Origin of the sequence: Methylovulum sp., from assembly GCF_028687615.1 — a bacterium.
Lineage (GTDB): Bacteria > Pseudomonadota > Gammaproteobacteria > Methylococcales > Methylomonadaceae > Methylovulum.
Genome location: NZ_JAQTZU010000044.1, coordinates 1 through 14,607 on the forward strand (window position 1 = coordinate 1; position 14,607 = coordinate 14,607).

Sequence of the window (14,607 nt, forward strand, 5' to 3'; positions counted from 1 at the left end):
TCAGCAGCCCCGGCATCCGCCCCGGCGACGAGATCATGGTGCTCCCCGCCGTCGACCCCAAGTACCGCCAGCTCTTCAAGGAAATCGCGACGATGATGTACCAGATGGGATTGGGCGCACGGGTGTTTTTAAATTAAAGATGGCTACTGGATTAAGACAAAAGAGAATTAAAAAATAAACTAAGCAGTTGCAATCTATTGCGGTAATCAATATAAATGGCTTTAATTTTACAAAACCTACATTAATCAATAAGCAAGGAAAAACTATGCAAGTTCATAAAACCGATCTTCCTGGTGTCGTGATAGTCGAACCGAAAGTGTTCGGCGATGAGCGGGGCTTTTTTATGGAAACCTGGAATCAGGACCGTTATGCCGGGATGGTGACGCAGGAAACATTTGTCCAGGACAATATTTCCTTTTCCAGAAAAGGCGTGTTGCGCGGCCTGCATTTTCAAAAAATCAACCCCCAAGGCAAGCTGGTTTATGTTTTACAAGGTGAAGTGTTCGATGTTGCCGTGGATATTCGCGTCGGTTCGCCTACTTTTGGGCGATGGGCCAGCGTTGTGTTATCGGCGGAAAATAAACGCCAGTTTTTTATCCCGGCAGGATTTGCGCATGGTTTTTGCGTGACTTCAGATACCGCATTGTTTGCGTACAAATGCACCGACAAATACAATCCGCAAGCTGAGGGCTGTGTGTTGTGGAATGACCCCGCGCTGAATATCCCCTGGCCGACCGATGCCCCTGAATTGTCTGCCAAAGATGCTGTTGGCACCCAATTGGCAGATTTTTCCGAAGATCTTCTCCCTACTTTCTAAAAGCGGTTAAAAAAATGAATAAAGCGATTATTGTTACCGGCGGTGCTGGTTTTATTGGGTCAAATTTTGTTATGGATTGGTTAGCCAATTCTGAGGTGACGGTCATTAATCTGGATTGCCTGACTTATGCGGGCAATATGGAAAATCTGGCTTCCTTGGAAGGCGACGTGCGGCATGTTTTTGTCAAAGGCAGTATTGGCGATAGCGGACTGGTACATGGCTTGTTTGAACAGTACCAACCCTGTGCCGTGGTCAATTTTGCCGCCGAGTCGCATGTGGATAGGTCTATCCACGCGCCGGAAGATTTTATCCAAACCAACATCGTCGGTACTTTTAGATTGTTGGAAGCGGTGCGTAATTACTGGAACACCTTGGCGGATGCTGATAAAGCCGCATTCCGTTTCCTGCATGTGTCCACCGATGAAGTGTACGGTTCCCTAAAAAAAGATGATCCGGCCTTCAATGAAAACAATAAATACGAACCGAACAGCCCGTATTCAGCGAGTAAAGCCGCCAGCGACCATTTGGTGCGGGCGTACCATCACACTTATGGTTTGCCGGTATTGACCACCAACTGTTCCAACAACTATGGCCCGTACCATTTTCCTGAAAAACTGATCCCGCTGATTATCACCCATGCTTTGGCTGGCAAGTCTTTGCCCGTTTATGGTGACGGCCAGCAAATCCGCGATTGGCTGTATGTCGTTGACCACTGCCGTGGCATCCGTCGTGTCCTGGAAGCGGGCAGAGTCGGTGAAACCTACAATATCGGTGGTTGGAACGAAATGGCGAATCTGGATATTGTCCATATCGTCTGTGATTTGCTGGATGACACTCGTCCACGCGAAGATGGCAAATCTTACCGTGAACAAATCACTTTTGTGACCGACCGCCCTGGCCATGACCGCCGTTATGCGATTGATGCCACCAAAATTGAAAAAGAATTGGGCTGGAAACCGCAAGAAACTTTCCAAACCGGGATATGTAAAACCATCCAATGGTATTTGGACAATCCCGAATGGGTCGCCAACGTCCAATCCGGTTCTTACCGTGATTGGGTGGAGAAAAATTATGCGGAGCGCGGCTGATGAAAATCCTGCTTTTCGGTAAAAACGGACAAGTCGGCTGGGAGTTGCAACGGGCCTTGGCTCCGTTAGGCGAGTTGATTGCTTTGGATAGGCATTCCGGCGATGGTTTTTGTGGTGATTTAAGCAATTTATCAGGTATTGCCGAAACAATCGCCCAAATTAAACCGGATGTGATAGTCAACGCCGCCGCGCACACCGCCGTGGACAAAGCCGAAAGCGAACCGGAACTGGCACAGACCATCAACACCTTAGCCGTTGGCGTGATGGCGCAGGAAGCCTTACGGTGCGGCGCGTGGCTGATCCATTATTCCACCGATTATGTCTTTGATGGCGGCGGCGATAAGCCTAGACTGGAAAACGACGCCACCGGGCCTTTAGGTGTGTATGGTGCGACCAAGTTGGAAGGCGAGCAACGCATCCAGCAATCCGGTTGCAAGCATGTGATTTTGCGTACCAGTTGGGTTTATGCGGCGAAAGGCAATAATTTTGCCAAGACCATGCTGCGCTTGGCGCAAGAGCGCGACAGCCTGAATGTGATTAATGACCAGATTGGTGCGCCAACTGGCGCGGAACTGATTGCCGACGTCACCGCGCATATCATCCGCACCGCCCAGCAAAAACCTGAAGTGTCAGGGATTTATCATTTGGTGGCGGCGGGTGAAACGTCTTGGTTCGGATTTGCCAAATTGGTCTTGGAAACCGCCGTTAAAGCCGGCAAGGTTTTGAAAGTGCAGCCAGAAGCTGTCCAACCGATACCGACCAGTGCTTATCCTACCCCCGCCAAACGTCCACATAATTCCCGCTTGAATACCAGCAAGCTGGAAAGCACGTTTAATTTAACCCTGCCGAGTTGGCAAACGGGCGTAGTGCGCATGTTGACCGAGTTTTTTGGTTAAATGCAAACTGGCTGCGCCTCAATCATTTACGGAATTTACTATGACTACACAAACAAGCGATGCCCAAACGGCACTTTCGACACGGGGCATCATATTAGCCGGTGGCTCGGGGACTAGGTTGTACCCTGTGACCAAAGTGGTTTCCAAGCAATTATTGCCGATTTACGATAAGCCAATGATTTATTACCCATTGGCGACGCTGATGTTGGCGGGTATCCGTGACATTTTGGTCATTTCCACGCCACAGGATACGCCGCGTTTCGAGCAATTGTTGGGCGATGGTGGCGATTGGGGCTTGAATATCCAATATGCCGTGCAACCCAGCCCAGACGGTTTGGCGCAAGCGTTTATTATTGGCAAGGAATTTGTCGGCAACAATCCAGCGGCGTTGGTTTTGGGAGACAACATTTTTTACGGTCATGATTTGCAACCCCAACTTGAGCGCGCGGTTGCCAGAAACAATGGCGCGACCGTGTTTGCCTATCACGTCCATGACCCGGAGCGTTATGGCGTAGTGGCTTTTGATGATGACGGCCAGGCCACCTCGTTGGAAGAAAAACCCACCCAGCCTAAATCCCATTATGCGGTGACCGGCTTGTATTTTTATGACAATAGCGTCTTGGACATTGCGGCAACCCTCAAACCCTCACCGCGTGGCGAGTTGGAGATCACCGATGTCAACCGTATTTATTTGGAACGCAAACAACTCGCCGTAGAAATCATGGGGCGTGGTTACGCGTGGTTGGATACCGGTACGCATGAAAGCCTGATCGAAGCCAGTAACTTTATTGAGACCATTGAGCATAGGCAAGGCTTGAAAGTGGCGTGCCCCGAAGAAATTGCTTTCCGTAAAGGCTATATTGACGCCGAGCAATTGCAAAAATTGGCAAAACCTTTGGCGAAAAATGGTTATGGTCAATATCTGTACAATCTTCTAAATGATAAAGTGTTGAGTTAAATAATCGGCGAAGCTTAAGTGTTCAAGAAGCTTAAGTGTTCAAAATGATGAGCCCAAAACCTGTTTTTGGGCTCCACTTTGCTTGGCGTATCCGTAGCTTACAAAAGGGTGCCATGCCGTGGTCTTAAACCGTTAGGTTTCTTCTCTTGTTTTGATATGGATTTTGGTTCACTGCATAAGCCCACTGTTTTTTTGATCGAAGAGTGCGCGAATCCGTCCACTGATTTTTTTATCCTGCCTATCCTCGTTGCGGGTGGCTATCCCGTTATCCGCTGTGGGCACAACGATGTGCCTGGGCGCGCTTCTTTAAGCAATGCTATCGTCATTTTTGTCCGTTATGTGCCGTCTGCTTGGGTGAAACTTATTGCCGCCAGCCGCCAGCACTTACGCGCATTAATTTTTTTCATGGATGATGATGTGTTGGATTTTTCAGCATCGGCGGGTATGCCGGTCAGTTACCGCTACAAACTGGCCAAACTGGCATTGCGCCGCCGGGCTTGGTTACGCCAGCAACAAGTCCGTCTCTGGGTATCCACGCCTTATCTTGTCGAGAAATATGCCGACTGGCGGCCGCAATTGGTTTTACCTAGTCCCACGGCATTTCCCGAGCGCGTCCGACGGATTTTTTATCACGGCTCGATTGCCACGCATAAAGCTGAAATCCGCTGGTTACGGCCTGTGATGGAAGAAGTGCTTTATAAAGAAGAGCAGGCCGTATTTGAAATTATCGGCAAAAAAGAAGTGTTTGAACTCTATCGCAGTTTGCCGCGCGTGACTGTCGTGCATACCTTGAAATGGTCTGCTTACCAAGCATTTTTGGCAATTCCGGGGCGGCATGTCGGTTTGAACCCCTTACTGGACATCCCCTTTAACCGCGCCCGTTCCTACACTAAGTTTTTCGATATAACCCGTAGCGGCGCGGTCGGCATTTATACGCCGGAGTGTGCGTGCGCGTCTGTGGTAGGGCATGGGCAAAACGGTTTGCTGGTCAATCCCGATCCCGATGCTTGGGTGGCGGCCATTTTAAGCCTGATCCAAGATGAAAATTACCGGCAAACCTTATTGCGCAACGCCGAAGCGAAAATGCGCGAATTGACGGCGGCGGCACAACGCAATTACGCTGGATTGCTCGATAGTTGCCAAGAGGAGGGTTATGGAAGTCAATGAAGCCGCGTCCTCAGCTATAACAGACTCTGGATATGAACCGATTGTCCCCCCGCTTACGGATGACCCGCAACAAACGGAGTGGCAAACTTGGCAACTGAAGATGCTCGACCGATTTCCGGCAGAGGTCTACGCGCGTGGTTTTTCGGCCTATAAAAAACCGATTGTGCGGCGATTTTTTCAAGGTAGTACCGTCGTTTTTGATTGCCCGCCAACGCAAATGCCGCCACAGGCAACGTTGATCGTATGGGGGCGGCAAGCGGTGAGCGATTGGGAAGCGCAGAATTGCCATATTGTCCGTCTGGAAGACGGTTTCATTCGCTCCGTTGGTTTGGGTGCGGATTTGATCCAACCCTTGTCTTGGGCATTGGACACCCGTGGCATTTATTACGATGCCACACGTCCTTCCGATTTGGAGCATATCTTACAAAACCACCGCTTCGACACCGCTTTGCTGCAACGCGCCCGTGCCTTGCACGAGCGTTTGGTGGACGCTGGATTGACTAAATACAATGTCGGCATAAGCACTTGGCAACGGCCTTTGCAAATCGAATCAGCCCAAGTCATCCTTGTGCCCGGGCAAGTTGAGTCCGATGCTTCGCTGGCCTTCGGTGCGCCTGGGATACATACTAATGTCGATTTGCTCAAGGCCGTGCGCCAGGCCCATCCAGATGCGTATATTCTTTATAAACCACACCCCGATGTCGTTGCGGGCTTGCGGCAACAAGGGCAGGGTGAAGATGCAGCGCGTCAATGGTGTGATGAAGTCGTCGTCGATGTGGCGATGGGCAAGTTGCTGGAACAAGTCGATGAAGTGCATACCCTGACGTCTTTGAGCGGTTTTGAAGCCTTGTTGCGCGGTAAAAAAGTCGTCTGTTATGGCTTGCCTTTTTATGCGGGTTGGGGCTTGACGGACGATGTCTTGTGCATGGACAGGCGTACCCGCCCTTTGACACTGGATGAGTTGGTCGCCGGGACGCTCATTTTGTATCCAATTTATATCAGCCGCGCCACGGGGCAATTCACCACGCCTGAGATGGCCTTGGATGAACTGTTGCGGTGGCGGCAAAAATCCCCGGTATTGCCGTGGTGGCGTCAGCTTTTCCGCAAGTTATTGAAAATTGAACTCATGCTTAAATCCGGTCAGCACAAGTCTTTATAGATTTATACGGAATTTTTACAGGATACATGACATTTTGCGTTGATGATGGCAGAAGGATTGCCACTACGAAGCGGGGGGATTAAAAGGAATTTTGATTTTCAAGGTTTATTTTGCTATAGAATCCTTGCTATTTTAATTCCCGTCCTCATAATCGTATTTTTACAATGGTGTTTTAAGGACGCATTTATGGAAACACACGACATGACAGAATTACAACCCGCCGACGTATTGATTCCGGTTTTGCCGCTACGGGACGTTGTGGTGTATCCGCACATGGTCATTCCCTTGTTTGTCGGCAGGGAACGGTCAATTGATGCCTTGGATGCCGCGATGCGCGATAGCAAACAAGTGCTGCTGGTCGCCCAAAAGGAAGCCGAAATTGACGAGCCGAATTTTACGGATCTTTATGAAGTCGGGACACTGGCGAATATCCTGCAATTATTAAAATTGCCTGACGGTACCGTCAAGGTGTTGGTTGAAGGTAGCCAGCGCATCACCGTGGTCAGTTACCAGGACACCGGCACGTTTTATTCCGCCATTGTCCAGCCTTTGGAAGAAGTGTTGGCTTTATCGGAGCAGGAACTGGATGTGTTGCAGCGCACGGCAATCAGTTCGTTTGAACAATATGTCAAGTTGAACAACAAAATCCCGCCTGAAGTGCTGACTTCACTTGCCGGAATTGATGATGCCAGCCGTCTTGCCGATACGATGGCGGCGCACATGAGCCTGAAAGTCCAGGACAAGCAGGGCATTTTGGAAAATGCCAATATCCAGGACCGTCTGGAAAATTTGATGATGTTGATGGAAGGCGAAGTTGATATTCTGGAAATGGAAAAGAAAATCCGTGTCCGGGTCAAACAGCAAATGGAAAAAAATCAGCGCGAATATTATCTGAACGAACAAATCAAGGCGATTCAAAAAGAATTGGGCGACATGGAAGATGCCACCAATGAAATTGAAGAGCTGGAAAAGAAAATTGCCGAAGCGGGCATGTCCAAAGAGGCGAAAACCAAGGCCGAGACCGAGCTGAATAAGTTGAAGCTGATGCCGCCGATGTCTGCTGAAGCGACGGTGGTGCGCAATTATATCGACTGGATGGTCAATGTGCCGTGGAAGAAAAAATCCAAAGTACGCCATGACTTGAAAATTGCCGAGCAAGTGCTGGAAGCTGAGCATTACGGCTTGGAAAAGGTGAAAGAGCGTATCCTCGAATATCTGGCCGTGCATCAGCGTGTCAAACAGCTCAAAGGGCCTATCTTGTGTCTGGTGGGGCCTCCAGGCGTAGGCAAAACCTCGTTGGGCGAGTCGATTGCGCGGGCGACCAACCGTAAATATGTGCGTATGGCTTTGGGCGGGGTGCGCGACGAAGCGGAAATCCGTGGCCATAGACGGACTTATATCGGTTCCATGCCTGGCAAGATTCTGCAAAGCCTGGCTAAGGTAAAATCGCGTAACCCCATGTTTTTACTTGATGAAATAGACAAGATGGCGGTAGATTTCCGGGGCGATCCGGCTTCCGCCTTGTTGGAAGTTTTAGATCCTGAACAGAACCATACGTTTTCCGACCATTATCTGGAAGTTGATTTTGATTTGTCCGATGTGATGTTTGTCGCCACCGCCAATACCATGAACATCCCGCCCGCTTTGCTGGACAGGATGGAAGTGATACGGCTGGCTGGCTACACCGAAGATGAAAAAATCAATATCGCCCTGCGCTACCTCGTGCCGAAACAGATTAAAAATAACGGTCTTGAAGGGCACGAAATCGAAATCACCGGGGCGGCAGTAAGGGATATGATCCGCTATTACTCACGGGAAGCCGGTGTGCGTAGCTTGGAGCGGGATATTTCAAAAATTTGCCGTAAAGTGGTTAAAGCGTTGCTATTGAAATCTGTCGAAGGCAAGGTCGTGGTCTCTGCCGAAAACCTGGGCGAATACTTGGGTGTGAAACGTTTCAACTATGGTGTTGCCGAAGAGCAAGACCAAATCGGGCAAGTCACCGGTTTGGCGTGGACAGAAGTCGGCGGCGAGTTGTTGACTATCGAGACAGCCGTGATTCCTGGCAAAGGCAAGCATTCGGCGACGGGTAAGCTGGGGGATGTCATGAAGGAATCTATCGAGGCCGCGATGACGGTGGTCAGGAGCCGGTCTGCGATTCTGGGCATCGATAACGAAGTCTTCCAGCAAAATGACATCCATATCCATGTCCCTGAAGGTGCAACCCCTAAAGATGGCCCTAGTGCGGGCATAGGCATGTGTACGGCGATCATTTCGGCATTGACCAAGATTCCGGTGCGGGCGAATGTGGCGATGACCGGAGAAATCACTTTACGCGGGGAAGTGTTGCCGATTGGCGGTTTGAAAGAAAAACTGCTGGCGGCACATCGTGGTGGTATCACCACGGTTTTAATCCCTGCCGAAAATGAGAAGGACTTGGTGGAGATACCTGAAAACATTAAAGGTAATCTGATCATCAAACCCGTGCACTGGATTGATGAAGTGCTCGAAGTTGCCTTGCAGTATGTACCTGTTCCGGTAGAGAAAACGGTGATTGAAGAACAGGCCAAAACTGACGCTGATACAGTTAAAACCCTAAAGGCAGGCCTTACCGCCCATTGATTTATCCCGCGCGGTGTCGGAATAAAATCAGCGAGGCCGCAAAAACCAAGGCATTGCGGCCTTTAATGCTTGACACTGCGTGATGGCAGTTGTTATAAATAACGGCGTTTCTTGTTTTGCTGATAAAGCACAAGGATATACGCATCTCTTGCACAACACACATAACAACGACTTCTTGGGGGGAAAATGAATAAATCGGAACTTATCGACGCGATTGCGGATTCTGCTGAATTGACAAAAGCTGATGCGGGTCGTGCTTTGGACGGTTTTATTAAATCAGTAGAGGCTGCTTTGAAAGCAGGTGAATCTGTTGCTTTAGTGGGTTTTGGCACCTTTGCTGTAAAAGAGCGGGCCGAGCGTAAAGGCCGTAATCCACAGACGGGCGAAGAGATAACTATCAAAGCTGCAAAAATTCCGTCATTTAAGGCTGGTAAATCTTTAAAAGATACTGTAAACTAATTGTCATTAGTCGGGTGCTTAGCTCAGCTGGGAGAGCATCGCCCTTACAAGGCGAGGGTCGGGGGTTCGAACCCCTCAGCACCCACCAGACTTTGGAGTGGTAGTTCAGTTGGTCAGAATACCGGCCTGTCACGCCGGTGGTCGCGGGTTCGAGCCCCGTCCACTTCGCCAAAAAAATCAAAAAGCCCCGAACCTAGTGGTACGGGGCTTTTTTTTTGCATTAATAAGTTGATTTATTAGGACTGAGTAGGACTAAGTTATGCTGACAACAATTAGAGAAAAATCCCAAGGTGCTTTTGCATGGGGCATATTGATATTGATAGGGGTGCCTTTCGCGTTGTGGGGCATTAACAATTATATGGATAACGGTAAAGAACCGCCCGTGGCCTCAGTTGGTGATAAGGATTTTTACCAACGTGACGTCAATAAGGCCTATGAGCAATACAGCCAGAGTATGCGCGGATTAGGTGTCGATGAGCAAACTTTAAAAGCACAGGCTTTGCAAAAGCTCATTAAAGACGAAGTCTTGTTGCAATATGTCCAAACTAGAGGTTTGGCGGCGACAGATGATGGTGTCCGTGAATTTATCAAGTCGCTGGAATATTTCCAAACTGATGGCCGCTTTGATGACACCAAATACAAATCCTTGCTGGCGACACAACAGATGTCATCCAATGAATTTGTCGGCAGGGTGAAAAATGCGATGGTGATGGAGCAATTTCAGCACAGTATCGTCGACAGCAGTTTTGCCAGCCAATATGACGTGGAAAGCTTTTTTAAAATTCAAAATCAACAGCGTGATGTTGATTATTTGACTGTTCCTTTACAGGCAATTGCGGAACAACCCAAGCAAGAGGATATTTCCGCTTATTATCAGCAGCATCAAAACGCTTACCAAGCACCGGAGCAGTTATCCATTGAATATGTCGAATTGTCACTTGCCGGCATGGCCAAAAAAATAGCGGTGACTGAAGAAAAATTAAAAGCGTTTTACGAAGAGCAAAAAGATCAATATACCACACCTGAACGTCGGAAAATTAGCCATATCTTGTTTGCTGTAAATGATAAGGTGGCTGATAAAGACGCTTTGGAAAAAGCCATGAAAGCCAAACAAGAGCTTGCGGGAAAAGATTTCGCAAAGTTGGCGGAAGAGCTTTCAGATGATAAAGCCACTGCCAAAATGGGGGGGGATTTAGGTTTGTTCAGCACCGGCGTAATGGAAAAAAACTTTGAAGTTGCGGCGACTGCTTTAAAACAAGGTGAAGTGTCGGAACCGGTAAAGTCCGCTTTTGGTTATCATCTGATCAAAGTGACCGGGTTGGTAGCTGCCCAAATCAAACCGTATGAAAGCATAAAAAACGAAGTGACTAAGGCCTATCAAAAAGCCCAAGCTGAAAACCTATTTTATGAAGCGGGTGAAAAACTGGCTGAAATTAGCTATCAAAATCCCGATAATCTACAAACTGTAGCTGACGAGTTGGGGCTGGAGATAAAAAAATCGGCCTTGTTTACTAAAGAACACGGCGAAGGGATTGCGGCAGATGACAAAATCCGTAGCGCGGTATTCACAGATGAAGTGTTGCAAGGCAACAATAGCGCACCTGTAGAGCTTGGCGGCGATGTTGTGGTGGTTCTGCGTATGCAGGAACACAAACCCGCTGCGGTGCGCGAATTGGAAGCCGTAAAACCGGAGATCGCCGCCATTTTATCAAACGATAAAGCTAAGCAGTTGGCGGTTGAAAAAGCCAAGCAAATTAAGGCTCGGCTCCAAGCAGGCGAGGCGATACAAACAATCGCCGCAGAAAATAAGTTTGATGTTAAAAGTGCAAAAGGATTGACACGCAGAAAAAGCGATGTTCCGGTACCGTTAAACCAAGCAATTTTCATAGCAGCGAAACCAATTGGCAACAAGCCGAATATTTTTATTGCCCCATTAGATTCTGGTGGACAAGTTGTTGTTAGTTTGACTAAAGTGACAGAAGGTGTGATGGGCGACAGCGATAAGAAGCAGTTGGAATTGGCAAAAAAGAATATTGGTGACGCCATGGGCCAGACGGAATTTAACGCAGTGTTAAACAGCCTGCAAGCTGATGCTGATATTTCTATCCAAACAAAATCTCAGGCTGTGGCAGAATAGCTTTAATTAAAGGCACGGCAATTTAACCCGTAAAATAATGCAATTTATTGCGTGGTTAAGTTGTCTGTGTTTGCTACATCTAGCTGATGGCGGGTGGAGAGGATGCGCGAGGCTTGGTCAAGGATCAGGTTTAACGGTTCACTACCCGGCAAGGTCTTTAATGGCAATTCGTTTTTCCATAAAGTTTGGGTTATAGTAGTGTTTGGGGGTGATATTGCAATCTTCCAGCCTGATAACGTTTTTTATTGTATAAACATTACCATTTCTATCTATAGCCATATTGGCCAAGTCAATGACTTGTTCTGGTATAAGCTTGCCATCCTCATCGCGGAGCATAATGACTTTCGGTCTAAGTTTCATGCGTTCGTTGACTTCTACAACCATCGCTTTTGCGCCATTGGTCATTAGTACGACACAGCCAGGTGGGTAAACACCTAGGCTTTCAATAAATTTGATCAATAACTTCCTTTCCAGTTTGGTGCCTACCAATTTTGTCATTAGATGGATGGCTTCCAAATGGGTTTTGTTGTTCAGGTTTGCCCGGCCGTTGATGAATGAATCGTAAGTGCTGACAATTGAAATGATTTTTGTGAAATCAGAAATACTGGCATGCTTAAGTTGCCGCGGGTAGCCGGTGCCATCCAAACGTTCATGGTGGGTTAGAGCCGTCTCTAATACACATGATTCGATATTTTCGCTGGATTTAAGCAATTCATAGCCTAACTTAGGATGGGATTGCATAATTCTTAGCTCGTCGCTATCCAACTCCGCTTGTTTATTAACAATTCTATTGGGAATTTGCATTTTTCCAATATCATGCAACATACCACAAAGACCTAAGTTAATCATGGCTGCTTCAGGAAGATTCAGATGGCGGCCAAAAACTATCGCCAGGACACAAACGTTTAGGCTATGTTGTACCGTATGCTGATCTTTTTCCTTTAAGCGGATTAACCATAGCAATGCATCAGGTGATTGCAAGACGCTGTTGACACAATCAGCAACCGCTTTTTTGGCTAACCATCCATCAATATGCCTTCCTTGCGCCGCCTGTTTCATAAAATCTGCAATCAGATAATTAGTATCGGCATAAATTTTTTCCGCTTTAACTATTTCCTTTTCAAACGTACCAAGCTTTTTAGGTGGTAGGCTGTTTTCAACATTTATTGCTTTTGATAGGTTGTTGTTTTCGAAATTGCCGGTAACACCTTTATGATGGATGATTTTTCTGGTCTTGGTGGTGTCAATATAAACATGACCACAAAGGTTTCTGACCGCTTGAAGCTGGGCTTGGGATCTTATTTCAAAGCCTTGAAATAAGAAAGGCGATTCCAACCAAGGCCGGTCCAGCTCGACTACATACATGCCCAGTGATAAGCGTTCAACGGGCGTATAGGTCTTCTCTACAGAAGTCCCAAAACTGTGGCCTGTTTTTTTTAGCTTTTTTTTCTGCCGAAAAGGCCACGATGTTGAAATCATAGGAGGTTATTCGTTAATTAAAAGTTCGAATATTGTTACCCATCATAGGCAAATTTCATATTTAGTAAAGGTTATTATTCACACATAACTGGACATTAATTCACAATTTGGTTAAAAATATTATTGTTTTAATGCTTTACACTAATAAACATCTCTGACGTAGCGTTTGTCTTTTTTCAGTTTATTGACATATTCAACAGCTTGTTCTTTGCCTAGCCTGCCATGTTCGGCGATTATGTCATGCAATGTCTGGTCAACATCTTTCGCCATTCGATAAGCATCTCCGCAAACGAAGAAATAACCACCTTGTTCCAGCCAAGCAAATAATTCGGCGCCTTGTTCACACATTCTGTCCTGGACATAGATTTTTGCTTCCTGGTCCCTGGAGAAAGCCAAGTCCAGACGCGTCAATAAGCCGCTTTGCTGCATGGCTTCCAATTCTTCCCGGTATATAAAATCAGTTGCTGCATTGCGGTCTCCAAAAAATAACCAGTTTTTTCCTGATGCTTTGCGGAATCCGCGTTCCTGTAAAAAAGCCCGGAACGGAGCAACTCCAGTGCCTGGGCCAACCATAATCATGGGTAAATTATTATCTTCAGGAACCCGGAAGACTTTATTAGGCGTAAAGAAACAACGTACTTCGGTGCTGTCATCGACCCGATCAGCCAGAAACGTTGAGCAAACGCCTTTGTGCTGGCGGCCATGGCTTTCGTACCGGACGCTGGCAACCGTCAAATGGACGCTATCAGGATGGACGTTGCCGCTGGAAGAAATTGAATAAGCCCGGTGTTGCAAAGGTTTCAGTAAGGCAATGAATTCCGCTGCGGAGAATTCCACTTGCGGAAATTGCAACAGCAAGTCCAGCGTATCGCGTCCCCATAAATAACTGCCCAATGCTTCTTTGTTGCCCGTTGCCAAAATCCCATTCAATTCTTGGTCGCCTGAACGTTTGGCAATTTCTTCCAGTAATTCCTTGCTAGGCAGTTTAATCTCGAAATGTGAAAGTAACGCGTCTTTCAAAAGCATTAACCCGCTATTGACAGGCTCTTCTTCATCCCCTTTGCAGCCTAGTGCTTTAAGCAAGTCAGCTACCAGTTCAGGGCAATTGCTTGGGATGACGCATAAGGCGTCACCGGCCTCATAATGTAAACCAGAACCGGCGATAGATATTTCATAATGCCGGGTTTCTTTAGATGATGTAGGATCGGTGATGATACGGTTCACCAGCAGTTTGCCAGGGAAGGGGTTTTTACGGTGATATTGCGGTTTTTCAACGGCACTTTGTGCCACGTCAATGACCGTTGTTGTCGATGTACCGTTTGTCATCAGCGGGATAACGGCAGTGAGCCAATTTTGCGCGGGTTCTTCAAAGTCGACATCGCAATCAGCGCGGTCATAAATTTTCGTTGCGCCCAGTTCAGTCAGGCGCGTATCCCAGTCTTTACCGGCTTGGCAGAATAAATCATAACTGGTGTCGCCCAATGCCAAAACCGAATATTTGCTCAGGGTGAGTTTCGGTGCAGTTTCGGAGCTAACGGCATCCCAGAGCATTTGCGCGTTATCGGGCATTTCACCTTCGCCATAAGTGCTGGTGATGATAAGCAAATATTCCATTGTCGCCAGCGCACCGGCTTCAATTTCATCCATGCTTTTTACAATGGGTTTCAAGCCATGTGTTTTGGCAAGATTTGCAGCGTCAGTGGCGACAGATTCAGCATTGCCGGTTTGGCTGCCGTAATGGATGTTGACGATACGGACATCGGTTTGATTAACGCCACTGGCACTTTGTACCATCTGGGTGTGCATGCCGGCAAAAAAACCGTTTAAC

General features: G+C 47.6%; 11 protein-coding genes and 2 tRNA genes. 11 read left to right on the plus strand and 2 right to left on the minus strand.

Features of this window, described 5'->3' with window-relative positions; translation table 11 throughout:
- The first annotated feature begins 265 nt into the window (after positions 1-265).
- From rfbC to PHH59_RS16225, 11 genes are all read left to right on the plus strand, one after another.
- Positions 266-817 (plus strand): dTDP-4-dehydrorhamnose 3,5-epimerase, encoded by a 552-nt coding sequence (gene rfbC / locus PHH59_RS16175; protein WP_300018657.1) that lies wholly within the window; start codon positions 266-268, stop codon positions 815-817.
- 14 nt (positions 818-831) lie between these two features.
- Positions 832-1,905 carry a dTDP-glucose 4,6-dehydratase gene (gene rfbB, locus PHH59_RS16180; RefSeq protein WP_300018660.1) on the plus strand — a complete coding sequence of 358 codons (1,074 nt, stop codon included), beginning with the start codon at positions 832-834 and terminating at the stop codon, positions 1,903-1,905.
- Entirely contained in the window at positions 1,905-2,801 is an 897-nt protein-coding gene (gene rfbD / locus PHH59_RS16185; RefSeq protein ID WP_300018662.1) for a dTDP-4-dehydrorhamnose reductase, read from the plus strand. The genes rfbB and rfbD overlap by 1 nt, the downstream gene beginning before the upstream one ends.
- A 40-nt stretch (positions 2,802-2,841) precedes the next feature.
- Positions 2,842-3,759, plus strand: a complete 918-nt coding sequence (gene rfbA / locus PHH59_RS16190) for a glucose-1-phosphate thymidylyltransferase RfbA (RefSeq protein ID WP_300018665.1) — start codon at positions 2,842-2,844, stop codon at positions 3,757-3,759.
- Positions 3,760-3,915: 156 nt separating this feature from the next.
- Positions 3,916-4,926, plus strand: coding sequence for a glycosyltransferase (locus PHH59_RS16195; RefSeq protein WP_300018668.1), 1,011 nt, complete (start codon positions 3,916-3,918; stop codon positions 4,924-4,926).
- Entirely contained in the window at positions 4,913-6,085 is a 1,173-nt protein-coding gene (locus PHH59_RS16200; protein WP_300018671.1) for a hypothetical protein, read from the plus strand. Before PHH59_RS16195 ends, PHH59_RS16200 begins: the two co-directional genes overlap by 14 nt.
- Positions 6,086-6,271: 186 nt before the next feature.
- The gene (gene lon, locus PHH59_RS16205) at positions 6,272-8,704 is read left to right on the plus strand and encodes an endopeptidase La (RefSeq protein ID WP_300018674.1); all 2,433 of its coding nucleotides are present in this window, start codon (positions 6,272-6,274) and stop codon (positions 8,702-8,704) included.
- Positions 8,705-8,890: 186 nt separating this feature from the next.
- Entirely contained in the window at positions 8,891-9,163 is a 273-nt protein-coding gene (locus PHH59_RS16210) for an HU family DNA-binding protein (RefSeq protein ID WP_300018677.1), read from the plus strand.
- Between the two features lie 12 nt (positions 9,164-9,175).
- Positions 9,176-9,251: transfer RNA gene (locus PHH59_RS16215), tRNA-Val, on the plus strand.
- A 6-nt stretch (positions 9,252-9,257) separates the two neighbouring features.
- Positions 9,258-9,334: transfer RNA gene (locus tag PHH59_RS16220), tRNA-Asp, on the plus strand.
- An 88-nt stretch (positions 9,335-9,422) separates the two neighbouring features.
- The gene (locus PHH59_RS16225; protein WP_300018680.1) at positions 9,423-11,300 is read left to right on the plus strand and encodes a SurA N-terminal domain-containing protein; all 1,878 of its coding nucleotides are present in this window, start codon (positions 9,423-9,425) and stop codon (positions 11,298-11,300) included.
- Between the two features lie 141 nt (positions 11,301-11,441).
- On the opposite strand, the gene PHH59_RS16230 is transcribed toward PHH59_RS16225, so the two are convergent.
- Positions 11,442-12,779, minus strand: a complete 1,338-nt coding sequence (locus PHH59_RS16230) for an HD-GYP domain-containing protein (RefSeq protein ID WP_300018683.1) — start codon at positions 12,777-12,779, stop codon at positions 11,442-11,444.
- 141 nt (positions 12,780-12,920) lie between these two features.
- The coding region (locus PHH59_RS16235; RefSeq protein ID WP_300018686.1) for a sulfite reductase subunit alpha at positions 12,921-14,607 on the minus strand (1,687 nt) is incomplete at its 5' end.